The sequence below is a fragment of the Streptomyces sp. V2I9 genome, from assembly GCF_030817475.1.
Lineage (GTDB): Bacteria > Actinomycetota > Actinomycetes > Streptomycetales > Streptomycetaceae > Streptomyces.
The window spans coordinates 3,117,758-3,142,051 of sequence record NZ_JAUSZJ010000002.1 but is presented as its reverse complement, the minus strand read 5'-3'; the positions used below and the strand labels follow the sequence as shown (position 1 = coordinate 3,142,051).

19 protein-coding genes and 5 tRNA genes are annotated in these 24,294 nt (G+C 71.2%); 14 read left to right on the top strand and 10 right to left on the bottom strand.

What is annotated here, in order from left to right:
- The first annotated feature begins 169 nt into the window (after positions 1-169).
- Together purF and purM are read left to right on the top strand one after the other, a co-directional pair.
- On the top strand, positions 170-1,696 hold the full coding sequence (purF, locus tag QFZ71_RS13760) for an amidophosphoribosyltransferase (RefSeq protein ID WP_307668517.1): 1,527 nt from the start codon (positions 170-172) through the stop codon (positions 1,694-1,696).
- Between the two features lie 60 nt (positions 1,697-1,756).
- Complete coding sequence (purM, locus tag QFZ71_RS13755; protein ID WP_307668516.1) at positions 1,757-2,833, top strand: phosphoribosylformylglycinamidine cyclo-ligase; 1,077 nt, start codon at positions 1,757-1,759, stop codon at positions 2,831-2,833.
- A 146-nt stretch (positions 2,834-2,979) separates the two neighbouring features.
- Here purM and QFZ71_RS13750 read toward each other — a convergent pair whose 3' ends face one another.
- On the bottom strand, positions 2,980-3,237 hold the full coding sequence (locus QFZ71_RS13750) for a DUF3073 domain-containing protein (protein WP_073767899.1): 258 nt from the start codon (positions 3,235-3,237) through the stop codon (positions 2,980-2,982).
- A 278-nt stretch (positions 3,238-3,515) separates the two neighbouring features.
- A complete protein-coding gene (locus tag QFZ71_RS13745; RefSeq protein WP_307668515.1) occupies positions 3,516-4,607 on the bottom strand; it encodes a Glu/Leu/Phe/Val dehydrogenase dimerization domain-containing protein in 1,092 nt (363 codons plus the stop codon).
- A 177-nt stretch (positions 4,608-4,784) separates the two neighbouring features.
- On the opposite strand from QFZ71_RS13745, the gene QFZ71_RS13740 reads away from it, so the two are divergent.
- Together QFZ71_RS13740 and bldC are read left to right on the top strand one after the other, a co-directional pair.
- A complete protein-coding gene (locus QFZ71_RS13740; RefSeq protein WP_307668514.1) occupies positions 4,785-5,633 on the top strand; it encodes a hypothetical protein in 849 nt (282 codons plus the stop codon).
- Positions 5,634-6,311: 678 nt separating this feature from the next.
- Positions 6,312-6,518, top strand: coding sequence for a developmental transcriptional regulator BldC (gene bldC / locus QFZ71_RS13735; protein ID WP_003949541.1), 207 nt, complete (start codon positions 6,312-6,314; stop codon positions 6,516-6,518).
- A 634-nt stretch (positions 6,519-7,152) separates the two neighbouring features.
- On the opposite strand, the gene QFZ71_RS13730 is transcribed toward bldC, so the two are convergent.
- The 3 genes from QFZ71_RS13730 to hrpA all read right to left on the bottom strand — a co-directional run bounded on the left by QFZ71_RS13730 (position 7,153) and on the right by hrpA (position 11,869).
- On the bottom strand, positions 7,153-7,521 hold the full coding sequence (locus QFZ71_RS13730) for a DUF6274 family protein (RefSeq protein WP_373465114.1): 369 nt from the start codon (positions 7,519-7,521) through the stop codon (positions 7,153-7,155).
- A 223-nt stretch (positions 7,522-7,744) separates the two neighbouring features.
- Positions 7,745-7,819: transfer RNA gene (locus tag QFZ71_RS13725), tRNA-Asp, on the bottom strand.
- Between the two features lie 117 nt (positions 7,820-7,936).
- Entirely contained in the window at positions 7,937-11,869 is a 3,933-nt protein-coding gene (hrpA, locus tag QFZ71_RS13720; RefSeq protein WP_307668512.1) for an ATP-dependent RNA helicase HrpA, read from the bottom strand.
- Between the two features lie 132 nt (positions 11,870-12,001).
- On the opposite strand from hrpA, the gene QFZ71_RS13715 reads away from it, so the two are divergent.
- The 3 genes from QFZ71_RS13715 (at position 12,002) to QFZ71_RS13705 (ending at position 14,269) form a co-directional block, all read left to right on the top strand.
- The gene (locus QFZ71_RS13715; protein WP_307668511.1) at positions 12,002-12,535 is read left to right on the top strand and encodes a hypothetical protein; all 534 of its coding nucleotides are present in this window, start codon (positions 12,002-12,004) and stop codon (positions 12,533-12,535) included.
- Between the two features lie 67 nt (positions 12,536-12,602).
- On the top strand, positions 12,603-13,397 hold the full coding sequence (locus tag QFZ71_RS13710) for a thioredoxin domain-containing protein (protein ID WP_307668510.1): 795 nt from the start codon (positions 12,603-12,605) through the stop codon (positions 13,395-13,397).
- The gene (locus QFZ71_RS13705; protein WP_307668509.1) at positions 13,394-14,269 is read left to right on the top strand and encodes a cytochrome c biogenesis CcdA family protein; all 876 of its coding nucleotides are present in this window, start codon (positions 13,394-13,396) and stop codon (positions 14,267-14,269) included. Before QFZ71_RS13710 ends, QFZ71_RS13705 begins: the two co-directional genes overlap by 4 nt.
- Positions 14,270-14,310: 41 nt before the next feature.
- Here QFZ71_RS13705 and QFZ71_RS13700 read toward each other — a convergent pair.
- The 4 genes from QFZ71_RS13700 to QFZ71_RS13685 form a co-directional block, all read right to left on the bottom strand.
- A tRNA-Phe gene (locus QFZ71_RS13700) sits at positions 14,311-14,384 on the bottom strand.
- A gap of 22 nt (positions 14,385-14,406) precedes the next feature.
- Positions 14,407-14,481: transfer RNA gene (locus QFZ71_RS13695), tRNA-Asp, on the bottom strand.
- Positions 14,482-14,519: 38 nt separating this feature from the next.
- A tRNA-Glu gene (locus tag QFZ71_RS13690) sits at positions 14,520-14,592 on the bottom strand.
- An 80-nt stretch (positions 14,593-14,672) separates the two neighbouring features.
- On the bottom strand, positions 14,673-16,391 hold the full coding sequence (locus QFZ71_RS13685; protein WP_307668508.1) for a metallophosphoesterase: 1,719 nt from the start codon (positions 16,389-16,391) through the stop codon (positions 14,673-14,675).
- A gap of 145 nt (positions 16,392-16,536) precedes the next feature.
- Here QFZ71_RS13685 and QFZ71_RS13680 point away from each other — a divergent pair, with 145 nt between their 5' ends.
- The 6 genes from QFZ71_RS13680 to QFZ71_RS13655 all read left to right on the top strand — a co-directional run bounded on the left by QFZ71_RS13680 (position 16,537) and on the right by QFZ71_RS13655 (position 21,524).
- Positions 16,537-16,887, top strand: coding sequence for a metallopeptidase family protein (locus QFZ71_RS13680; RefSeq protein WP_307668507.1), 351 nt, complete (start codon positions 16,537-16,539; stop codon positions 16,885-16,887).
- On the top strand, positions 16,884-17,471 hold the full coding sequence (locus tag QFZ71_RS13675; protein ID WP_307668506.1) for a CrcB family protein: 588 nt from the start codon (positions 16,884-16,886) through the stop codon (positions 17,469-17,471). Before QFZ71_RS13680 ends, QFZ71_RS13675 begins: the two co-directional genes overlap by 4 nt.
- Positions 17,468-17,842, top strand: a complete 375-nt coding sequence (locus QFZ71_RS13670; RefSeq protein ID WP_307668505.1) for a CrcB family protein — start codon at positions 17,468-17,470, stop codon at positions 17,840-17,842. Before QFZ71_RS13675 ends, QFZ71_RS13670 begins: the two co-directional genes overlap by 4 nt.
- A gap of 250 nt (positions 17,843-18,092) precedes the next feature.
- Positions 18,093-18,671: a hypothetical protein gene (locus QFZ71_RS13665; RefSeq protein WP_307668504.1), complete on the top strand. Its 579-nt coding sequence runs from the start codon at positions 18,093-18,095 to the stop codon at positions 18,669-18,671.
- A 239-nt stretch (positions 18,672-18,910) separates the two neighbouring features.
- Positions 18,911-21,211: a DEAD/DEAH box helicase gene (locus tag QFZ71_RS13660; protein ID WP_307671449.1), complete on the top strand. Its 2,301-nt coding sequence runs from the start codon at positions 18,911-18,913 to the stop codon at positions 21,209-21,211.
- 239 nt (positions 21,212-21,450) lie between these two features.
- Positions 21,451-21,524: transfer RNA gene (locus tag QFZ71_RS13655), tRNA-Lys, on the top strand.
- 76 nt (positions 21,525-21,600) lie between these two features.
- On the opposite strand, the gene QFZ71_RS13650 is transcribed toward QFZ71_RS13655, so the two are convergent.
- Positions 21,601-22,911: a Shedu anti-phage system protein SduA domain-containing protein gene (locus QFZ71_RS13650; protein ID WP_307668503.1), complete on the bottom strand. Its 1,311-nt coding sequence runs from the start codon at positions 22,909-22,911 to the stop codon at positions 21,601-21,603.
- A gap of 686 nt (positions 22,912-23,597) precedes the next feature.
- Between QFZ71_RS13650 and QFZ71_RS13645 the strand changes: the two genes are divergently transcribed.
- Entirely contained in the window at positions 23,598-24,050 is a 453-nt protein-coding gene (locus tag QFZ71_RS13645) for a hypothetical protein (RefSeq protein ID WP_307668502.1), read from the top strand.
- Positions 24,051-24,294 lie beyond the last annotated feature (244 nt).

Genomic DNA, 24,294 nt, shown 5'->3' with positions numbered 1-24,294 from the left:
CCTCGCGCAGCCCGCGCCGCTCCTGCGACGGTAACGCAGTGTCACCGTCTGAAGTCCCGCGAACCACCCGTCCCGCGCGGTCCCCGGGCCCGCTGTCCCTGCCCCGCCCCGCGTTTGCCCACCGGTCTCCAATTCGGACCAGTGGTCGATCTCGCCTACACTCGGTGCCGTGCCCCGTGGTGATGGACGACTCAACCACGACCTGCTCCCCGGAGAGAAAGGCCCCCAGGACGCTTGTGGCGTCTTCGGTGTCTGGGCTCCGGGTGAAGAGGTCGCCAAGCTCACCTATTTCGGACTGTATGCCCTGCAGCACCGCGGACAGGAATCCGCGGGCATCGCAGTGAGCAACGGGTCCCAGATCCTGGTCTTCAAGGACATGGGACTGGTCTCGCAGGTCTTCGACGAAACGTCTCTGGGTTCCCTCCAGGGCCATATCGCGGTCGGCCATGCCCGCTACTCCACCACCGGCGCCTCGGTGTGGGAGAACGCGCAGCCGACGTTCCGTGCCACCGCGCACGGCTCGATCGCCCTCGGCCACAACGGGAACCTGGTCAACACCGCCCAGCTCGCGGAGATGGTCGCCGACCTTCCGCGCAAGGACGGCCGTGCCACCCAGGTCGCCGCGACCAACGACACCGACCTGGTGACCGCGCTGCTCGCCGGGCAGCGCGACGAGGACGACAAGCCGCTCACCATCGAGGAAGCCGCCGCCAAGGTGCTCCCCGAGGTGAAGGGCGCGTTCTCCCTGGTCTTCATGGACGAGCACACCCTCTACGCCGCCCGCGACCCGCAGGGCATCCGCCCGCTGGTCCTCGGCCGCCTGGAGCGCGGCTGGGTGGTCGCGTCCGAGTCGGCCGCGCTCGACATCTGCGGCGCCAGCTACGTACGCGAGATCGAGCCGGGCGAGCTCGTCGCCATCGACGAGAACGGTCTGCGCACCTCGCGATTCGCGGAAGCGAAGCCCAAGGGCTGCGTCTTCGAATACGTCTACCTGGCCCGCCCCGACACCGACATCGCCGGGCGGAACGTCTACCTCTCCCGCGTGGAGATGGGCCGCAAGCTGGCCGCCGAGGCCCCCGTCGAGGCGGACCTCGTCATAGCCACCCCGGAATCCGGCACCCCCGCCGCGATCGGGTACGCGGAGGCCAGCGGCATCCCGTTCGGCGCCGGACTGGTGAAGAACGCCTACGTCGGCCGGACCTTCATCCAGCCCTCGCAGACCATCCGCCAGCTCGGCATCCGGCTCAAGCTGAACCCGCTGAAGGAAGTCATCAAGGGCAAGCGCCTGGTGGTCGTCGACGACTCGATCGTCCGCGGCAACACCCAGCGCGCCCTGGTCCGGATGCTCCGCGAGGCGGGCGCCGCCGAGATCCACATCCGGATCTCCTCGCCGCCGGTGAAGTGGCCCTGCTTCTTCGGGATCGACTTCGCCACCCGCGCCGAGCTGATCGCCAACGGCATGACCGTCGATGAGATCTGCACCTCCATGGGAGCCGACTCGCTCTCGTACATCTCGATCGACTCGATGATCGAGGCGACGACGATCGACAAGCCGAACCTCTGCCGCGCCTGCTTCGACGGTGAATACCCGATGGAGCTCCCGGACCCGGAGCTGCTCGGCAAGCAGCTGCTGGAGACCGAGCTGGCGGCGGGCCCGGCGGCGACCGCCGCGGCCGACGCGCTGCGCCGTCCGTGACCCGGACGCGCCGCCGCATCCCCCACCAGCCCCGTATCTCCACACGAAAGATCCCACGCCATGTCTGAGACAACAGGTGCCTCCTACGCGGCGGCCGGCGTCGACATCGAAGCCGGTGACCGCGCCGTCGAGCTGATGAAGGAGTGGGTGAGGAAGACGCAGCGCCCCGAGGTCGCGGGCCTCGGCGGCCTGGGCGGCTTCGCCGGCCTCTTCGACGCCTCGGCGCTGAAGCGCTACGAGCGGCCCCTGCTGGCCTCCGCCACCGACGGCGTGGGCACCAAGGTGGATCTGGCGCGCCGGATGGGCGTGTACGACACCATCGGCCACGACCTCGTCGGCATGGTCGTGGACGACCTCGTCGTCTGCGGCGCCGAGCCGCTGTTCATGACCGACTACATCTGTGTCGGCAAGGTGCACCCCGAGCGTGTCGCGGCCATCGTCAAGGGCATCGCCGAGGGCTGCGTCCTGGCGGGCTGCGCCCTGGTCGGCGGCGAGACGGCCGAGCACCCCGGCCTGCTGGGCCCGGACGACTTCGACGTCGCGGGGGCCGGTACGGGCGTGGTCGAGGCCGACCGCCTGCTCGGTCCCGACCGCATCCGCAAGGGTGACGCGGTGATCGCCATGGCGTCCTCCGGTCTTCACTCCAACGGGTACTCGCTCGTCCGCCACGTGGTCTTCGACCGGGCCGGCTGGTCCCTGGACCGCGAGGTTGAGGAGTTCGGCCGGACCCTCGGCGAGGAGCTGCTGGAGCCCACCCGGATCTACTCCCTGGACTGCCTGGCGCTCACCCGGACGACCGATGTGCACGGCTTCAGCCACGTCACCGGCGGCGGTCTGGCGAACAACCTGGCGCGGGTGATCCCGGACGGCCTGCACGCCACCGTGGACCGCTCCACCTGGACGCCCGGCGCGGTCTTCGACCTGGTCGGCAAGGCCGGGAACGTGGAGCGGCTGGAGCTGGAGAAGACGCTGAACATGGGCGTCGGCATGATCGCGGTCGTCCCGGCGGACTCGGTGGACGTCGCGCTGACGACGCTGGCCGACCGCGGGGTCGACTCCTGGGTCGCCGGCGAGATCACCGACCGCGGCGACCACGCGACCGGCGCCGAGCTGACCGGCGACTACGCGCGCCAGTAGCCGTACGCGGGGGTGCGCCGGGTCACCGGCCCGGCGCACCCCGTACCGCAGGACAGGGGGTCGCGGCGAGCGGCGGCCGGACCGGGACACACAGAACCCGGTCCGGGACAGGCCCGGACCGGGTTGATGTGTCAGTCAGCGCGAGGTCAGGCGCCGCGGCGCTGTGATGACGACGGGCCGGACTGATCGTCCTGATCGTCGTCATCGTCCTGGTTGTAGCGATCCGCGTACTGTGCGTACGGGTCATCCTCCTCGTCATCCTCGAACGGCTCTGCGTTCGGTGGCTGACTCGAAGGCGATGCGCCCAGCTCATTGGCCAGACGCGACAGGTCAGTCCCGCCGGTGCTGTACTTCAGCTGGCGGGCGACCTTGGTCTGCTTGGCCTTTGCCCGGCCGCGCCCCATGGCTCGACCCCCTCGGTGACGGGGCTCGACGGCCCCAGAGTCTTGACACCCGTTCATGTTTCGGGACGGACTCTCCGAGGAGAGACCGTGCCCGTAGGGCTTTAACGGTACCTGCTTCCGTGGCCATACGGTACGCCGCCCGCATTCCGGTCCCGGCACAGGGCCACCGAGGAGCCCCGTCCTCGCTGGTCAACTGCGATTTTAACCTCTTGTGGAGGTACGACCCGCCGACCGGCGTGAGTCTTGTCCCGCCGGTCGGCGGGTCGCTCGCGCGCCCGTCAGCGGGTACGCGCCTCCGCCATGCGCTGCTCGGCGAGCCGGTCGGCCGCCGCGGCCGGCGGAATCCCGTCCGCCTTCGCACGTGCGAATATTTCCAGCGTGGTGTCGAAGATCTTCGTCGCCTTCGCCTTGCACCGGTCGAAGTCGAAGCCGTGCAGCTCGTCGGCCACCTGGATCACGCCACCGGCGTTGACCACGTAGTCGGGGGCGTACAGAACCGACCGGTCGGCCAGGTCCTTCTCCACGCCGGGGTGCGCGAGCTGGTTGTTGGCCGCGCCGCACACCACCTTCGCGGTGAGCACCGGCACGGTCGCGTCGTTCAGCGCGCCGCCGAGCGCGCACGGCGCGTAGACGTCCAGGCCCTCGGTGCGGATCAGGGCGTCGGTGTCGGCCGCCACGGTCACCTCGGGGTGCAGGTCGGTGATCCGGCGCAGCGACTCCTCGCGGACGTCGGTGATCACGACCTCGGCCCCGTCGGAGAGCAGGTGCTCGACGAGGTGGCGGCCCACCTTGCCGACACCGGCGACGCCGACCTTGCGGCCGCGCAGCGAGGGGTCGCCCCACAGGTGCTGGGCCGAGGCGCGCATGCCCTGGAAGACGCCGAACGCGGTGAGCACGGAGGAGTCGCCCGCGCCGCCGTTCTCGGGTGAGCGGCCGGTGGTCCAGCGGCACTCGCGGGCGACGACGTCCATGTCGGCGACGTAGGTGCCGACATCGCAGGCGGTGACGTACCGGCCGCCGAGCGAGGCGACGAACCGGCCGTAGGCGAGGAGGAGTTCCTCGCTCTTGATCTGCTCGGGGTCGCCGATGATGACGGCCTTGCCGCCACCGTGGTCGAGCCCGGCCAGGGCGTTCTTGTACGACATCCCGCGGGAGAGGTTCAGCGCGTCGGCGACGGCGTCGGCCTCGGAGTCGTAGGGGTAGAAGCGGGTGCCGCCGAGGGCGGGGCCCAGGGCGGTGGAGTGGAGCGCGATGACGGCCTTGAGACCGCTGGCGCGGTCCTGGCAGATCACGACCTGTTCGTGGCCTCCTTGGTCGGAGTGGAACAGGGTGTGCAGCACATCGACGGGCGCGCCGGTCACATCGGTCACTGTGGTGACTCCCAAACAACGAAGCGGCGGAAGACCCTCCTGAGGGTGGGGAGGGCCGCGGACCGGCCGGGCTCGGCGGGTCCGATGGGCAAGAGCGTAAGTCTTCCGGCGGCGCGGATCTGCCCCCCTGCGAAGGATCACCCCCCGCGGGTGATCCGCCGTGACACGATGCGCTGCATGTCGGTGGTGTCTTCGGTGCTCGTCCCTTACACGTCGTACCTCCGGGTCTATGAGCCGCTCGCGGCTTTCGCGGAACCCGAGCGGAGTCACTGGGCGCGGTACGCGCGGCGCGGGGACCTCCCCACGGCCCAGGACGAACTGCGCCGCTCGCTCGCCGACCTGGCGTCGACTCCGCCGGTCGGGGTGCCCGCCCACGAGAGCGGTGACGCGTTCGTGGCGGAGCTGGACGGGGTGGTGTGCGTCTGCCCGTGGCGGACCAGACTGCGGGGATGGCTGGCCCTGGAGGAGCTCGGGGGGATGTTTCCGGCCAACGTGCTCGACGCCGTGCTGCCCGCCGTGGTGCGCGGCCAGGCGGCGGCGGACCACCAGCGCTGGCAGCGGCGCCATCCGGACGCGCGGCCGTGGATCCGCACCACGGTGTGGCAGGTCCCGGTGCGCTGGTTCGTCCTCTTCGGCGACGAGGAGCGGGAGTACCGGCCGGTGGCCGGCGAGGGGGAGGAAGGGCCCGTCCTGCGCTACCGCACCCCGATGGTCGAGGCCCGCCGCCGACTGGCGCGGGCGCTGCGGACCCTGCGCGAGAACGCTCCCGAGGGCCCGCTGATCGAGGGGCTGGTGGATGTGGGGCGCTGGCTGGAGGAGTTCCATCCGCGCTCCCTGGTCGAGCTGGACTACGGAGGGCTGGTGCACGCCCTGCCGGCCGAGCAGTTGGCGGGGGACCGGTCGGCGGCGGACGTGGCGGAGGGGCTCACCGCGCTGCGGGACGGGGACGACGCGGGCGCGGAGGAGGCGTACGCCCGGCTCGCGGAGCGCTGGCGGGCGGTCCGGGACCGGCAGTTCACCAATTGACGTGAAAAGGCCCACAGGGGCATCAAGGTGACGGAACCGGGGCATCCTTCTTCCAGGACGGCCGAGAGGCCGGCGGGCGGCCACCGGGGCCGGGCCGTACGGAAGAGGGAGGACGTCGCGTCGCCCCTGGAGGAGGGTGACGGAGAGGGCTCGACGAACAGGTGACGGGCCGTGAACCTGCGTCCGATGTGACACGTGTGAAGGGTGAGGCGGAAGCGTACGCCGCCGACCCCAGGACCTACGTCCCGAACCGGGCCTAAGCCTCATGCGTGATGGACGGCACTAACAGGGCCCTTGCGCCTATCCCTACTCCTCATGCCAAAATAGGACAAGGAGTCCGGGGAGGGCTCCTTCTGTCCAAGTAAGGGCAGGATGCTCGACATTGCACGCTATGGGGGGTCTGGCGACTCCTGATCACCCCTGTGACTGATCGTCACTGAGGTGTGACTGTCCGCTATGGCATGGTCCATCGGCTTTCCGTCGCTGATGGACACCTGGGAGGGCAATTCCATCGGTTTGGCCGACGCGGCTGGACGGATGGTGTAGTTGTAGTGCCGAGGACAAGCCGTTCGTCCTATAACCGACTCGGCCCGCGTCCGCCATTCGGGCAACGCGGGTCAAGGTGCAGAATTTAGAGGAAAGAACCGAGAAGGTTCGGTTCTCCCGAGGAGGCCGCTCATGACCGCTCGCACCCCTGATGCCGAGCCGCTGCTGACCCCGGCTGAGGTTGCCACGATGTTCCGCGTGGACCCGAAGACGGTCACCCGTTGGGCCAAGGCTGGCAAGCTCACGTCCATCCGCACGCTCGGTGGACACCGCCGGTACCGCGAGGCGGAGGTCCGCGCACTGCTCGCGGGCATTCCGCAGCAGCGCAGCGAGGCCTGAACACCCCTGCCTCGCAGCAGAAACAGCAGTTCGGCAGTACCGCAGTAACGACGCATCACCGCACCACATCCGGGTAGCCACCGGGTCCCCCAACCCCGGCCGCCCGCCCATAGCTCCACTCGACGGACGCCTGCCCCAACGGGCGTCACACCTGTGTCTCATGGGTGTCGTCGCATCGATCGCGCTGGACTCCGCCGGGTCCAGCGCGATCTTTTTTATGCCCCGCGCGGCTCTGCGGGCCGCTCCCGCGCTCGCGGACCGGGATCCCGTTCAGAACCGGGCGGTCGGTCGGCTTCGGGGGGTTCAGGGGCTTCCTGGCGCTCTCCGGGCCGGCGAGGCGCCGGGGCCGGGGTCCGGGGGCCTTCGTGGGGCTGTGAGCGGGTCTGTGCGGGAGTGTGGGTGAGCGTCCCGGAGGGGGCGGGGACGCGGTGGGACAGCCCCGGACGGAACGGTCTCCGGAGGGCCGCCGTCCACTGATCCACCCCGTGCAATTGCACATATTAAATTCATCAGTTGTAGGGGAGGCGTAAAATCCCCCAGTCTGAAAACTCTTTCGGTGACTACCGTCACATCACCTGATGCTTGCCAACTCCCAGAATGCCACTGCGCGGACGAGGAATCATCCGGCCGATGGTCATGTCGGGGAGGGCCTTTCGGCCCCGGCCCGTTCCGCCGCGGACCGCTTCTCGGGGTGCCCGGTCCGTTTTCCGCCCGGCGCGCGGTCGTCGCGCGCGCCCCCGTCCGGCCGCCCGGCGGATCCCTCCGCCCGCCTCTCGGGGCCCTCCCCCCGCCCGTTGGCGCTCCGCGCGGCTCCGGAGGCCGCTGAGGGGGGTGCGGAGACCGTGCGCTCCCCGCCCCCGCCGGGCTCCATGGCGAGCCGCAGGAGGCGGTGGCAGACCGCGCAGTGGCGGGTGAAGTGGCGATAGGCGGAAGCGGCTGCCAGATGGGCGCGCAGCAGCGCGCGGATCTCATGTCGTGCCGTGGACGCGGACAAACGAGCCACCTCCCGATGGGCCCGGCAGCCCCCTCGCCGTGAGGAGCGCCGAGGGGCGCCGGGGAGTGCCGAGGAGCCGGGGGAACGTAGAGGAACAGCGGGGAACGATGAGGGATGCAGAGGGGCGCCGAGGGACAGGGACGACCTCTGCTCTCCGGGGTACCCGTGGCGGGGTGGAACCGTCAAGACGCGAGAAGGCCCGGATCGAAACGATCCGGGCCTTCTCCTACTGCGGTCCTGACGGGATTTGAACCCGCGGCCTCCACCTTGACAGGGTGGCGAGCACTCCAAACTGCTCCACAGGACCAGGTTTTCGCTGCTTGCCTTGCGGCTTGCTGCGAAACCAGACTGTACAGGAGGGAAGAGGTCCAGGTCGACTTCACTCCTGGTGGTGACTCCGTCACCGCTCCGCGCCCCCGGGAGGTCAGGGCGCCAGGGCGTCGATCGCCTTCACGATCCGCTTGTCCGAGACGGGGAACGCGGTGCCCAGCGCGTGGGCGAAGTAGCTGACGCGCAGCTCCTCGATCATCCAGCGGACGTCCCGCACCTCCTGCGGCACCGGCCGCCCCTGCGGGAACTGTTCGAGGAGCCAGGCGTACTCGTCCTGCATCTCGTGGACCTTCTCCATCCGCGTGGTGTCCCGCTGGGCGCCCGTCGGCATCTGCTGGAGCCGCCGGTCGGCCGCCACCAGGTACCGCATCAGGTCCGGCAGCCGGCGCAGCCCGGTGGCCGTGACGAAACCGGAGGGCACGAGACGGGCCAGCTGCTCGCGCACATCGGCGACGTTGGCCACCAGCGTCAGGCTGTTGGTCGCCTTCAGCCGCCGCTCGCACGCCTGCCAGGCGGCCAGGATCTGCTGCACCTGGTCGATCGTGCGGACGGTCAGGTCCACCAGGTCCGCCCGCACCTTGTCGTAGAGCGTCCGGAACGCCTTCTCGTCCCACGCGGGCCCGCCGTGCGCGGCGATCAGCCGGTCGGCCGCGGCGGTGGCGCAGTCCTCGAAGAGGGCCTGCACCGAGCCGTGCGGGTTGCGGGACAGCGCCAGCTTCTGCTGGTTGCTCAGCCGGTCCGAGGCGAACTTCGCCGGGTTCACCGGGATGTTCAGCATGATCAGCCGCCGGGTGCCGCGCCACATCGCCTGCTGCTGCTCGGCCTCGGTGTCGAAGAGGCGTACGGCCACGGTGGCGCCCTGGTCGACGAGGGCCGGGTACGCCTTCACCGGCTGTCCGGCGCGACGGGTCTCGAAGACCTTGTCCAGGGTGCCGATCGTCCAGTCCGTGAGCCCCGAGCGTTCGATGGACTCACCGGAGGGGCCCGCGGTCGCCGCGGCGGCCTGGGAGAGCGCCTGGCGGGCCTTCGGGCGCAGCGTGAGCTTCAGCGCCTCCAGGTCCTTGCCCTCCGCGACCCGGCGCCGCCGCTCGTCGACGATCCGGAACGTGATCTTGAGGTGGTCCGGGACGCGGGAGAGGTCGAAGTCGTCGGCCGTGACCGGTACGCCGACCATCCGCTGGAGCTCCCGCGCCAGCGTGACGGGCAGCGGCTCCTGGAGCGGGACCGCCCGGTCCAGGAACTTGTCGGCGTAGTTCGGCGCCGGGACGTAGTGCCGGCGGATCGGCTTCGGCAGCGAGCGGATCAGCTCGGTGACGACCTCCTCGCGCAGCCCCGGGATCTGCCAGTCGAAGCCCTCGGAGGTGACCTGGTTGAGCACCTGGAGCGGCACGTGGACGGTCACGCCGTCCGCGTCCGTACCGGGCTCGAACTGGTACGTCACCTTGAACTTGAGCTTCCCCTGCCGCCAGGAGTCCGGGTAGTCGTCCTTGGTGACGGCCCCCGCCTTCTCGTTGATGAGCATGGAGCGCTCGAAGTCGAGGGCGTCCGGCTCCTCGCGCTTCCTGGTCTTCCACCAGGAGTCGAAGTGCGCCCCCGAGACGATGTGCTCGGGAATCCGCTGATCGTAGAAGTCGAACAGCGTCTCGTCGTCCACGAGGATGTCGCGGCGGCGGGCCCGGTGCTCCAACTCCTCGACCTCGCCGAGGAGTTTGCGATTGTCATGGAAGAACTGGTGGTGGGTGCGCCAGTCGCCCTCGACCAGGGCGTTGCGGATGAACAGGTCCCGCGACGCCTCCTGGTCGATCCGGCCGAAATTGACCTTGCGCTGGGCGACGATCGGCACGCCGTAGAGGGTGACCCGCTCGTACGCCATCACCGCCGCCCGGTCCTTCTCCCAGTGCGGCTCGCTGTACGTCCGCTTCACCAGGTGCTGGGCCAGCGGTTCGATCCACTCGGGCTCGACCTTGGCGTTCACCCGCGCCCACAGCCGGGAGGTCTCCACCAGCTCCGCCGACATCACGAACCGGGGCTGCTTCTTGAACAGCGCCGAGCCGGGGAAGATCGCGAACTTGGCGCTGCGCGCGCCCAGGTACTCGTTCTTCTCGGTGTCCTTGAGCCCGATGTGCGACAGCAGACCGGCCAGCAGCGAGGTGTGCACCGCCTGCTCCGGAACGGGCGCGTCCGCCTTGGGCTCCTCGACGGTGATGCCCATCTGCTTGGCCACCGTACGCAGCTGCGCGTAGATGTCCTGCCACTCGCGGATGCGCAGGAAGTTCAGGTACTCCTGCTTGCACATCCGGCGGAACGAGGACGAGCCGCGCTCCTTCTGCTGCTCGCGGACGTACGCCCAGAGGTTCAGGTACGCCAGGAAGTCGGAGGTCTCGTCCTTGAACCGGGCGTGCTGCTGGTCCGCCTGCGTCTGCTTCTCGGCGGGCCGCTCGCGCGGGTCCTGGATGGAGAGCGCGGCGGCGATCACCATGACCTCGCGGGCGCAGCCGTTGCGGTCGGCCTCGATGACCATCCGGGCCAGGCGCGGGTCCACGGGCAGCTGGGAGAGTTTGCGGCCGAGGGGCGTCAGCCTCTTCTTCGGATCCTTCTCACCGGGATCGAGAGCGCCCAGCTCCTGGAGGAGCTGCACGCCGTCGCGGATGTTGCGGTGGTCCGGCGGGTCGATGAACGGGAACTTCTCGATGTCCCCGAGCCCGGCGGCGGTCATCTGGAGGATGACGGAGGCCAGGTTGGTCCGCAGGATCTCCGCGTCGGTGAACTCCGGCCGGGTGAGGAAGTCGTCCTCGGAGTAGAGCCGGATGCAGATGCCGTCCGACGTACGGCCGCAGCGGCCCTTGCGCTGGTTGGCGCTGGCCCGGGAGATCCGCTCGATCGGCAGCCGCTGGACCTTGGTGCGGTGGCTGTAGCGGGAGATACGGGCGGTGCCCGGATCGATCACGTACTTGATGCCGGGGACCGTCAGCGAGGTCTCGGCCACGTTGGTCGCCAGCACGATGCGGCGGCCCGTGTGGCGCTGGAAGACGCGGTGCTGCTCGGCGTGGGAGAGGCGGGCGTAGAGGGGGAGCACCTCGGTGTGCCGGAGGTTCCGCTTGTTGAGCGCGTCCGCCGTGTCCCGGATCTCGCGCTCACCGGAGAGGAAGACCAGGATGTCACCGGGGGCCTCGTGGCCCAGCTCGTCCACGGCGTCGCAGATCGCGGTGATCTGGTCGCGGTCGGCATCCTCGCTGTCCTCTTCGAGGAGGGGGCGGTACCTGACCTCCACCGGATACGTCCGCCCGCTGACCTCCACGATCGGGGCGTCCCCGAAGTGGCGCGCGAACCGCTCCGGGTCGATGGTCGCCGAGGTGATGACGACCTTCAGGTCGGGGCGGCGGGGCAGCAGCCGGGCCAGATAGCCGAGCAGGAAGTCGATGTTGAGCGACCGCTCGTGGGCCTCGTCGATGATGATCGTGTCGTACGCCAGCAGTTCGCGGTCCGTCTGGATCTCCGCGAGCAGGATGCCGTCCGTCATCACCTTCAGATACGTCGACTCCGGGTTCACCTGGTCGGTGAAGCGGACCTTCCAGCCGACGGTCTCGCCCAGCGGTGTCCTCAGCTCGTCCGCGACGCGCTCCGCGACCGTGCGGGCGGCGATCCGGCGGGGCTGGGTGTGCCCGATCATGCCCCGGACGCCGCGCCCCAGCTCCATACAGATCTTGGGGAGCTGCGTGGTCTTCCCGGACCCCGTCTCCCCGGCGACGATCACGACCTGGTGGTCGCGTATCGCCTCCAGGATCTCGTCCTTCTTCTGGCTGACGGGCAGCTCGTCCGGGTACGACAGGGCCGGCAGCCGGGCCGCGCGCGCCGCGAGCCGTTCGGCCGCCCTGCCCGCCTCGGCCGCGATCTCGTCCAGCACGGACTGGCGGGCCTCGGGCTTGCGGATGCGGCGCGCGCCTTCGAGGCGCCGGCCGAGCCGGTTCGCGTCGCGGAGCGAGAGCTGTCCGAACTGGGACTGGAGATCGGCGAAGGAAGTAGACATACGGATCCCAGGATCTCACCCGCCCGTGTTCGGTGGCGACCTCATTTCGCGCGGGCTGCGTCACGCGGCACGTACCATTTCGGGCAGTCGAACGCCCTGGCACCGCTCCCCGCGCGAGAAAGGCCCGGTCCCGTGTCCCGTACGCAGTGGTGGAGCCTGACGGCGCTGCTCGCGGTGGCGATCGGGCTGCTGTGCGGGCCGGCGGCCTTCGGCGGTTCCGGAGCCGCCGGCGTACGGGCGGCTTCCGCCGTACGGGCCCTGTCCCAGGGCGCGGCCTCCGCGACCGACGCGAGCGCTCCGGCCCCCGCGACCGGGGCCGTCCATGGGAGTGCCCCGGACCCCGCGACCGGGGCGGCCGACGCGAGCGCTCCGGGTTCCGCGTCCGGGGCCGTCTCCGTGAGCCGCCCGGCAGCGGTCGAGGCCGCCGATACGGACGCCGATGCCGGCGGCCCCGTCCCCGGCTGCGGGAAGCTCCGCGATCACGACGGCGAGCCCGCCGTGCCCTCCCGCGTCCGGGCCGGTCACGACCAGGCGCCGGGCCTCGCTCCGTGGGGGATGCCCGCCGCGACGGGCGCGTCCCCGGCCGAGCCCCCGCCGGGGATGCGGGCCCGCGCACCGGCCCCGTACACCCCGACGCCCGTCGAACTCTCCGTGCTGCGGGTGTAGGCGGGCCCGCCCGGCCCGCTCCACCTCCACTTCCTCCCTCCCCTTCCGCACCAGCACGGAGTGCCCCATGCCCACGCCCCAGAAGCCCGCGTCCACCCCGTCGAAGTCCTCCCGCAAGCCCCTCGTCTACGGCGCGGTGGTCGTGGTGGCCGCCGGCCTCCTCGGCTTCGCCTCGTACAAGGCCACCTCCCCCGACGACTCCTCGAAGGACACCGCCGCCACGGCACCCGCCGCCGAGGTCTCCGCCGACCCGAGCGAGGGCGTCTACCCGGAGCTGGCCGAGCTCGCCCGGCGGGACGCGGGCGACAAGCTGGCCATCGGCCGTGCCGACGCGCCCGTCGTCATGATCGAGTACGCCGACTTCAAGTGCGGCTACTGCGGCAAGTTCGCCCGCGACACCGAGCCGGAACTGATCGAGAAGTACGTGGAGGACGGCACGCTCCGCATCGAGTGGCGCAACTTCCCGATCTTCGGCGAGGAGTCCGAGAACGCCGCACGGGCCGCCTGGGCCGCCGGGCAGCAGAACCGCTTCTGGGAGTTCCACGCCGCCGCCTACGCCGAGGGGGCGAAGGAGAAGGGCTTCGGCAGGAACCGGATCAAGGGGCTCGCGCTGGAGGCCGGGGTGAAGGACCTGGACCGGTTCATGAAGGACCTCGACGGCGACGCGGCCCGTGCGGCGGTCAAGAAGGACCAGGAACAGGGGTACGGGATCGGCGCCACGTCCACCCCGTCGTTCCTGATCAACGGCCGCCCGATCGCGGGAGCCCAGCCGGACGAGACGTTCACCCGCGCCATCGAGGCCGCCGCCGAGCAGGCGAAGGCGACCGGCGCGGCGGGCCAGGCCGGGAAGCCCGCCAAGTGACGGCGGACATCGGCTACTTCGCCGCCTTCCTCGGCGGGCTGCTCGCCCTGGTCAGCCCGTGCAGCGCGCTGCTGCTGCCGGCGTTCTTCGCGTACTCCATCGACTCCGCCTCCCGGCTGCTGGCCCGTACCGGCATCTTCTACGCCGGGCTCGCCACCACCCTCGTCCCGCTCGGCGCGGCCGGTTCGTACGCGGGGCGGCTGTTCTACGGCCACCGCGACGCCCTCGTCACCGGCGCGGGATGGCTGATCATCGCGCTCGGCGTGGCGCAGATCGTCGGCCTCGGCTTCGCCTCGCGGCGGATGGCCGAGCTCAGCGGACGTATCCGCCCGACCACCGCGTTCTCCGTCTACGCCCTCGGCGCGGTCTACGGCCTGGCCGGCTTCTGCGCGGGCCCGATCCTCGGCAGCGTCCTGACCGTGGCGGCGGTCAGCGGCAGCCCGGTCTACGGCGGGCTGCTGCTGGCGGTGTACGCGCTCGGCATGGCGGTCCCGCTGTTCGTGCTCGCCCTGCTCTGGGAACGTTTCGACCTGGGCCGCCGGACCTGGCTGCGCGGCCGGACCGTCCGGCTCGGCCGGTTCGAGCTGCACACCACGTCGCTGCTGTCGGGCCTGTTCTTCATCGGGCTCGGCGCGCTGTTCCTCGTGTACGACGGGACGACCGCGCTGCCCGGTCTGCTGGGGGTCGACGACTCGTTCGCGGTCGAGCAGTGGGCGCAGCGGCTCGGCGAGCGGGTGCCGGACCTGGCGGCGCTGGCCGGGGCGGTGCTGCCGGCGCTGCTGGTCCTGGGCGTACGGGCCCGGCGGCGGCGGGGCGCGGACGTCGCACACGAAGCGCAGGCCGAGGGAACCGAGGAAACCGAGAAGGTGTGACACGGCGAAGGCCCCGTCCGGTGGACGGGGCCTTCGAGAAGTGGCTGGGGCCGGGATCGAACCGGCGACCTATCGCTTTTCAGGCGATCGCTCGTACCAACTGAGCTACCCAGCCACGCAGCCGCTGGGGCTGCAAGCGGTCCTGACGGGATTTGAACCCGCGGCCTCCACCTTGACAGGGTGGCGAGCACTCCAAACTGCTCCACAGGACCAAGCAATGTGCGAGACAAGTCTCGCACACGGTGAAACGTGCCCCCAACGGGATTCGAACCCGTGCTACCGCCTTGAAAGGGCGGCGTCCTGGGCCACTAGACGATGAGGGCTATTGGCCCGCCGGTTCGCTTTGCAGCGCGTCGGGGACGTGAGAAGCATATGGGATGGGTGGAGCTATCGCCAAAACGGTTTACGGCGACGGGGTGGGGCGCCCTGCGGGGCGGCCCGGCGAGGCTCCCGCGGAGGGGGAGGAGGACGGCGAAGGGGTGGGGGAGACGGGGCCGCCCTCCTTGAGGTTCTCCTCCGGGAGATGGCGGCTGACCTCGGCGGTCGTCAGTCCGAGACCGCCCAGGGTGATCTCGTCCCACGCCTGGAGGCGGCGGGTCGAGCGGTCCATGTAGAGCACCGACGCGTGCACCTTCTCGGGCTTCTCGTTCTGCACGGCGCGCAGGCCGCCGCCGCCCGTGGAGCCCTCGACCTTCAGCCGGGTGCCGAGCTTCAGCTGCTCGTTGATCCGGCGGTGGTAGTGGCCGGACAGCACCAGCGGGACCGTGCCGTCGGTCTCGCGGGCGGTGTTCGGGTCGTGCGCGACGGCGATGTCCACCGGGGTGCCCGCGTGCTGCTGGTCGCGCAGCGCGGAGGCCAGCCGCATGCCCTCCAGCCGGGCGGCCTCCTTGTTGCCGCCGGGGCCGGTCCGGTCCGGGGTGAACGAGGCGTCGCCGGTGCCCGCGATCCGCAGGCCGCCGATGTTCACCGCCGCGCCGCCGTCCAGGACGCGCACGTTCTCGAACTTCTCCAGATACGCCTGGGTGACGGGGGAGTCGTGGTTGCCGCGCACCCAGACGTAGGGCGCGCCGAGGTCGCGGACCGGATCGAGGAAGCTGTTCTCGGGGGCGGACCCGTGGTCCATGGTGTCGCCGGAATCGACGATGACGTCGATCTCGTACTGCTCGACGAGCGAGGCGATGATGTGCCAGGCGGCCGGGTTCAGATGGATGTCGGAGACGTGCAGGACCCGGATGGTGCCGGGGTCGGGCTGGTAGACGGGGAGCGTGGAGGTCGCGTCGTACAGCTTGGTGACGTTGGTGACCAGGCGGGCCAGCTCCCGCTGGTAGATGTCGAACTCGGTGACGATGGAGCGCGCGTCGCCGACCAGGGACGGGGCGCTGGAGAGCAGCCCGGAGAACTTCGGCTCCAGGACGGACTTCGGGTTCCAGGTGGCGTACGCGCTGACGCCCGACGCGGCCAGCAGGGTGAGGGCGATCCCGCCGGCGGCCAGGGCGCGGCGGGGGCGGCGGTAGACGACCAGGCCGAGCGCGGCGGCCCCGGAGACGACGGCGACGCAGGAGCGCACGGCCAGTTCGCGTGTGCCGGCGGCGACGTCACGGGTGACCTCGTCCTGCAGGTGGGAGAACCGTTCCGGCCAGTCGACCAGGGCCTGCGAGCGTTCGGGGTCGAGCCGGTCCACGTCCACGTCGAGCCGGAGCGGCGCGCTGTGGGAGTCCAGCTCCAGCGCCCCGAGCGGGGCCACGTTGATCTTGCTGCCGCCGGTGAGGGAGGGGCGCAGCGTCATGTTGGTGTCCATGGGGCCGACCGGCGTACGGATGCTGCCGACCGCGAGCAGTCCGAGCCAGGCCCCCAGCACGACGACGGCGAGCATGCCGAGGGCGCGGAGGAAGGGGCGGTGGCGGGCGGGGGCGGTCAGGTCGCCGGGGACCGCCGCCCCGGTCCGGGACGGGCGGGAGCCGGCCGGGGCGCGTCGCGGCGGGCGGCCGGGCGCGGGGCTGCCGGGGTTCGGGCCGCCGGGCTCCTGACTGCCGGAGTTCGAGCGTCCGGGCTTGGGGCGGGCGAGCTGGCTGAGGCGGTGCCGGACGCGGTCGGCTGCGGCACGGAACGGGACGCGGACCATTGGGCGCGTATGCCCCGGTACGGCCTCCGTCATGCCGGGCGGCGGGGGTGGGACGGGGGCGGGCCGGGGGCGGTCGCGGAGGCGGCGACGGGTCCGGCGCGGCCTCCGCCTGCCCGTATCCGCCCCCGTACGGGACAATGACCGGGTGCTGGAGATGACGCGCGAACAGTTCGAAGAGCTGGTGAGCCAGGCTCTGGACCGGATTCCGCCGGAGCTGACGCGGCTGATGGACAACGTGGCGGTGTTCGTCGAGGACGAACCGGACCCCGGCGACCCCGACCTGCTCGGTCTCTACGAGGGCACCCCGCTCACCGATCGCGGTGAGTGGTACGCCGGGGTGCTGCCGGACCGGATCACCATCTACCGGGGCCCCACGCTGCGGATGTGCGAGACCCACGAGGACGTCGTCGCGGAGACCGAGATCACCGTGGTCCACGAGATCGCCCACCACTTCGGCATCGACGACGAGCGGCTGCACGCCCTGGGCTACGGATGAGCGAGCGGGACCCGCAGGAGCCGCCGCGGTCGCGGGAGCCGCAGGGGGCGCGGGAGCCCCGCGAGTCGCAGCGGTTGCGGGAGCGCCAGGAGGCGTGTGGCCCGCAGGAGCCGCCGGACCGGCAGCAGCCGCCGGAGCCCGTCCCGCCCGCCGCCGTCCCGCAGGGCCGGGTGCTGGCGGCGGTCGCGGCCGGCGGCGCGCTGGGGGCGCTCGCCCGGTACGGGGCACTGGTGCTGTGGCCCGGCGCGGGCGGCTTCCCCTGGACCGTGTTCGCGGTCAACGTGAGCGGCTGCGCCCTGATCGGGGTGCTGATGGTGCTGACCGTCGAGCGGCGCCGGATCACGCATCCGCTGGTACGGCCCTTCCTCGGGGTCGGAGTGCTCGGCGGCTACACGACCTTCTCGACGTACGCGGCGGACGTCTCGGGCCTGCTGGCCCGTCAGGAGGTCGCGGTGGCGATGGCGTACGCGGCGGCGACGGCGGTGGCCGCGCTCGCCGCCGTGTGGGCGGCGGCAGCCGCGGCGCGGGCCGCGCTGGACCGGGGCGCGCGGACGGCCGCGCGGGATGCGGGGCGGACGGCGTGACCTGGCTGCTGGTGGCGATCGGCGGGGCGGTGGGCGCGCCCCTGCGCTATCTGACGGACCGTGCGGTGCGGGCGCGCCAGGGGCCGGGCGTGCCGTACGTCTTCCCGTGGGGCACCTTCGCGGCGAACACCGCGGGCAGCCTGCTGCTCGGCGTGCTGACCGGCGCGGCGGTCTCCTCCCCGGCGCACGCGCTGCTGGCGACGGGCCTGTGCGGGGCGCTGACGACGTACTCGACGTTCTCGTACGAGACCCTCCGCCTGGCCGAGACGGGCCGCGCCTTCCTGGCCGCGGCCAACGTGCTCGCCTCCCTGCTGGCGGGCCTGGGCGCGGTGTTCCTGGGGGTGGAACTGGCGGGCGGGGCCGGGGGGTAGGGGAGGCGTACGGGGGCGGCCGGGGCAGGAGACGCGGGGGCCGCCGCGGTTTCGGGCGTGTCTCCGGCGGGGTCGGGGGAGTTGGGCACGGTACGACGCCGGGCCGGTACGCCCCGGCTTCCGTTCCGGTCGCTCCGGTCGCCGTTCCGGCTTCCCTTCCGACGCTCCCGGTTCGGTGTCCCCGGTCCGGTCCGGGCGTCGCGCTCCACCCCTGCCACGCCCCCGCTCCCTTGCCCCGGAGGTGCCCCTCGTGCGCCAGTTGTCCGCCCCTCTCCGCTGGGCAGCCGTCACCGCGCTGACGATCGCCGCCTCCACCGGCTGCATGAGCGTCGGCGAGGACGACGCCGGGGCGCCGGGGCCCTCCCGGTCCGCCGGCCCGAAGGGGGCCGACGCCGACCCGGCCGGGGACACGGCCCCCGGCTCCGGACGGTCCGGGAGCGGCAGCGGGGACGCCCACCCCTACTCGGACCGGGCCGTCCCCAAGAGCGCCCGGCGCCCGGACAGGTCCGGCCCGGTGCCGTCGGCCACCCCCGAGGGCCCGCGCCCCGAACCGGCCGCCCCGGCGCCCACCCGCGGCCCCGGTGTGACGCAACCCACGCCGACGCCCTCCACTCCGGGGCCGGGCGAGCCGCCGCCGACCGTCCCGGAGGAGCCGGCCCCGTCGTCCCCCGCCCCGGACCCGGACCCCGAGCCGGAGCCCACCGATCCGCCGGAACCGTCCCCCTCGGAGTCGCCCGCCGCACAGCTGCGCGTACATGCGATGGGCGGAGAGGGGGCCTCCCGAACGCTGTGGACCCCGGAGGCATCACCGCAGGTCAGGGCGGTATAGCCCAAGGCTTTCGCGGCTGGGCTTGCGCAAGGTGGGGGAGGGTGCGTATGGTGGTAGATCGTTTGATCCCATTGCCCGGCGCCGACACAGAAGAGCGCCGTGTGGCGCGTACTCTCCCTTGCCGTGGCTGGACCGCATTGAGGCGGTCGAAATTGCGAATCACGGAGTTATGGGCGCGTGCCGAGACTCCGGAAGGTTTCGCATTTCGCATGTCAATTTCCAGTTCTGACCGCACCGTCATGCCCGAGAACGTCGACAGCGACCAGCTCGCCGAGCTGGTCGAGTCCGCCGTGACCGAGGCCCCCGCCGGTGCGACCGCCCCGGCCGCCGAGAAGTCCGTCGCGGACTTCGTCGCCGACCAGCAGTCCGCCGACGAGCCGTCCGCCGACCAGCAGGACACGGCGAAGGCCGACGACTCGTCCGCCGCCGCGCAGGCCGAGGAGCCCGCCGCCGAGGTCGAGGACGCCGCCGACGCCGAGCCGACCATCACCTTCAGCGACCTGGGCCTGCCCGAGGGCATCGTCCGCAAGCTCGCGCAGAACGGCGTGACGACCCCCTTCCCGATCCAGGCGGCGACCATCCCGGACGCCCTGGCCGGCAAGGACATCCTGGGCCGCGGCCGTACGGGCTCCGGCAAGACCCTCTCCTTCGGCCTGCCGACGCTGGCCGCGCTGTCCGGCGGCCGCACGGAGAAGAAGAAGCCCCGCGCGGTCATCCTCACCCCGACCCGCGAGCTGGCGATGCAGGTCGCGGACGCGCTGCAGCCGTACGGCGACGTCCTCGGCCTCAAGATGAAGGTCGTCTGCGGCGGTACGTCGATGGGCAACCAGATCTACGCCCTGGAGCGCGGCGTCGACGTCCTCGTCGCCACTCCGGGCCGCCTGCGCGACATCATCAACCGCGGCGCCTGCTCCCTGGAGGACGTCCAGGTCGCCGTCCTCGACGAGGCCGACCAGATGTCGGACCTGGGCTTCCTGCCCGAGGTCACCGAGCTGCTCGACCAGGTCCCCGCCGGCGGTCAGCGGATGCTCTTCTCCGCCACCATGGAGAACGAGATCGGCACGCTGGTCAAGCGCTACCTCTCGAACCCGGTCACGCACGAGGTCGACAGCGCCCAGGGCAACGTCACGACCATGTCGCACCACGTCCTCGTCGTGAAGCCGAAGGACAAGGCGCCCGTCACGGCCGCGATCGCCGCCCGCAAGGGCCGCACGATCATCTTCGTCCGCACCCAGCTGGGCGCCGACCGCATCGCCGAGCAGCTCATCGAGTCCGGTGTGAAGGCCGACGCGCTGCACGGCGGCATGACCCAGGGCGCCCGTACGCGGGTCCTGGAGGACTTCAAGAAGGGTTACGTCAACGCGCTCGTCGCCACCGACGTGGCCGCCCGAGGCATCCACGTCGACGGCATCGACCTGGTCCTGAACGTGGACCCGGCCGGCGACCACAAGGACTACCTGCACCGCTCGGGCCGTACCGCCCGTGCCGGCAAGTCCGGTGTCGTCGTCTCGCTGGCGCTCCCGCACCAGCGCCGCCAGATCTTCCGCCTGATGGAGGACGCGGGCGTCGACGCCTCGCGCCACATCGTCCAGGGCGCGGGCGTCTTCGAGCCGGAGGTCGCCGAGATCACCGGTGCCCGCTCGCTCACCGAGGTCCAGGCCGACTCCGCGAACAACGCCGCCAAGCAGGCCGAGCGCGAGGCCGCCGACCTGACGAAGCAGCTGGAGCGGGTCCAGCGCCGCGCCGTCGAGCTGCGCGAGGAGGCCGACCGCCTGGTCGCCCGCGCCGCGCGCGAGCGGGGTGACGACCCCGAGGCCGCGGTGGCCGAGGTGGCCGCCGAGGCCGAGGCCGCCCTCGTGGCAGCCGTCTCCGTCCCCGAGCAGCCGGCCGCCCGCGACGAGCAGCGCCGCGACGAGCGGGGCAACTACGAGCGCCGCGACAACCGCGGTGGCGACCGTGGCGGCTACCGGGGCGGCAACGACCGCTCGTCGGGTGGTTTCCGTTCCGGCGGCAGCGACCGTCGTGACGACCGTGGTGGCCGTTCCTTCGAGCGTCGGGACAACGACCGTCCGTCGTTCAACCGCGACCGCCGCGACGACCGCCCCTCCGGTGGTTTCCGTTCCGGCGGCAGCGACCGTCGTGACGACCGTGGTGGCCGTTCCTTCGAGCGTCGGGACAACGACCGTCCGTCGTTCAACCGCGACCGCCGCGACGACCGCCCCTCCGGTGGTTTCCGTTCCGGTGGCAACGACCGTCGTGACGACCGTGGTGGCCGTTCCTTCGAGCGTCGGGACAACGACCGTCCGTCGTTCAACCGCGACCGCCGCGACGACCGCCCCTCCGGTGGCTTCCGCTCCGGCGGCAGCGACCGCCCGTTCAACCGCGACCGCCGCGACGACCGCCCCTCGGGCGGCTTCCGCTCCGGCGGCAGCGACCGCCCCACCGGCCGTCGTGACGACCACCGCGGCGCCAACACCGGCACCAACACCGGCTCCTTCGGCCGCCGCGACGACAAGCCGCGCTGGAAGCGCAACGGCTGACCCCCGCCCGGCCCCTCCAGGCCGAGCAGGTCCGCCTGACAGACCGGCAGGGCCCGTACGCCACCGAACCGACTCGGTGCCGTACGGGCCCTGTTGCTGTCCCCGGCCCCCGCCGCACCTGCTCCGGGTTCCGCGCCGGCCGCCCGCACGGGCCCCCGGAGCGGGCGCGACGGGCCCAAGACCGATACCGGATCGGCTGCCGGGACCGGGCGGGCTATGCTCGGGGGGTGATGTCGCAGGGGCCGTTAGCTCAATTGGTCAGAGCAGCGGACTTTTAATCCGTTGGTTGTGGGTTCGAGTCCCACACGGCCTACTGACGTGAGACCAGGTGTACGCCTGTGACGTACGGCGAAGCGCCCCCACCCGGCTCGGGTGGGGGCGCTTCGCCGTCAGGTTCCTCGGCGGTCCAAACTCATGAGGAGGAGCCTCTGGTCGATCGATGACCTTCGGTCTCCGTTGCCCGCATGCGGGGAGGCGCCAGGGAACCCGGCCCCCGCAGACCCGAGGGACCGCTCCGCGTTGTCGATCAGCTCCTTGTAGGTCAGGACCTCGACCCGGCTCATGTGGCTGTTGAACGTCCTCAGGGCTTCGTTGATCTCCTGCTCGGGGACACCGGGCTGAACTCCCGGATGGCCGATCAGTACGACTGCACTCGCACGGCGGGTCTCGATGCCCAGCTCCCCCTGGATCTTCTGGCGGTTCTCGTCGAGGCCGACGAGGTAGTTGATCGCCTGGCCGACGGCGTCGTGCACTTCTGCGGCGGGCACCCAGGCGCCGCGGTGCCGCTTCACGAGTGGTTTGTGCAGACTCATCGCCCGCTTCAGCTCCACGATGTGCAGGCTGCCGTCGCCGCGGATGAGAGGGATGTCGATCTCGTCGCCCGGTACCAGCCGCCTCTGTGCGGCTTCCCCCACGAACCGACCACCGAAGATCCAGTGCTGCCCTTCGAGCGCGGTCTGGAGGTCGTGCTCGGTCGCGGTCCGATCCTCCGCCACCGCGCGGAGGCGGTCCAGGCCAGCCGCACGGCGCTGAAGCTCCGCCGCCCTGAAGACCATCTGGCCGTCGGAATCTGCGGCCAGGAGCGCCAGTGCCTCGGGAGAGGTGGCGATGCGGTGAGCCTCGACCCCGGCATCGTCGACATCGACGCGCTCCCGCCGGATCACTCTCTCGATCCAGAGGGCTGTCTCGGCGCGCCCTCGGGGGATTGAGTAACGTCCGGGCCGGTCCGGCGGTGCCTCCAGGAACAGGGCGTCCTGCCCGAGCGACGACAAGTGGTCGAGCAGCTCCGCGGTGCTGGAACCGGGATGGCCCTCGAGGAACTCCTTGGCCTTCCCGGTCACGAACCTGCTACCCGCCCACAGGACCATCGACATGTAGTCCCGAAGGATGTCGTTGCGCTGCTGTCCGTCCTGGAAGAGCCGGTACCTCTCTTCGAACTCCGGCTTGAGGATCCGGCCCTCCGCATAATCAAGCGAATCCTGGAGCAGCCGTACGACCTGCCAGTCCTCGGCCTGCGCAGCGGTCGACCGAGCCTCCTCCAGCAGCGATATGAGCTGTTTGCCCCCTCTTCGGTTCCGCGATCCGGATCCTCCTATGTGCGTGAGGGCCGAGTCGATGGCGCTCTCTGTTGCGGGGCTGGTGGCCTGGTCCTTCACAGCGTTCAGCTGTAGCTCCAAGGCCCAGTCTGATCTGGTAGCCATGGGGAGAGTCTCGCCGGTGGGACTGACAGAACCTACGAAGGCGCTCACCGTCGCCGAGGGGCAGCGCGGCAGACGCTCAGCCGTCGAAGGGGCCCAGCAACTGTTCTGCGCCTGGGCGGCCGACTCCCATATCGTCGCCCGGGTGATCGACGCGATGTGGCGGACAAGACGCGCCTTCCCGCATGCGCTCCGCTGCCGACCGATGTGGTCGCCGAAGTCGGCGGTAGCGGCTATTGCCTGTTCCCTGGTCGTACGCGGAGCACGTATGCGGCGTCACCCTGTCGCTGCCGCGGGTGGCCGAGCTTGGCGCGCACCTCGCACGACTTCATGCGTCGCTGAAACGTACTGCCGAAGTCGCGAACCCGCCCGCCGTGCCGACCTCGGTTGCCGCCGAGGTGACGGATGCCGGGCGAGCCGTGCGGAAGGGCGATCGGCTTGCTGGAGTGCCTGTCGGCCCAGGGCACCCACTATGCCTTCGACGTGGCTGCGGCCGCGGCCTTCGAACAGCGCAGGCTCCTTCTCAACAAGCACGCACACTTGCGCCCCGAAGGTGGCGTCCCCGCGGGGCCGATTGGCTGGATGCACGGGGACTCCCAGTGCCGGAACCTTCTTTAGGCGGGCGGTGAGCTGGTGGGAATCCTGGATTTGGACCGGCTGGGCGTTCGTCCGTACGCGGAAGAGGTCGTGTGCACGGCGCAGGGCAGTTCGGAGTGGAGGGCGTCTTCGACCTGGAGCGGGCTTCGGCATTCGTGGCCGGCTATCGGTCGGTGCACCCGCTGGAGCCGGACGTGCTGGTCGATGCAGTCCGTCGTCCGTGGTGGAAGTGGATGACTGACTTCTGGCAGCTCGAATTCCACTACGACCGGGACGACCACTCCTGCGACGACTTGTTCCTGGGCGGCGAGGCGCTCCTTCACTGGTGGACGGAGCGGCTGGATGTGGTGGAGCGTGTGTTTGCAGGGCACGCCCAACAAATCGCGGTCTCGCTACCCGAGCCCGAAGCCGTCATGGTCCGCTGGAAGCGGGCGGAGCGGAGGTCGCCGACCACCATGACGCGGAACACTGGTCCTTCGGCGGGGAGTACCGGTCCGGCCCGTGGGCCACATCGCCGGACAGGGCGATCGGGGCGTTGCCGATGATGAGGTAGGCGGCATCTACCGTGATCGTCCGTCGGCCGTCCTGGACCTTCGCTTCCGCCGGCACAGGGGCGTTCTCTGCGGGCCTTGGCGTCAGGTGCTCGATGCGGACGAGTATGCCGCGGGGGTCATCCCGGGCTTCTTCGAGCCGTCTTCGCTATGCAACGCAGTTTCAGGTCAGCACCCACGGAGTGTGCAACGGCATGCTGTGCAGTACACGGCGGTGGTGCTCCGTCAGCAGCCGTCC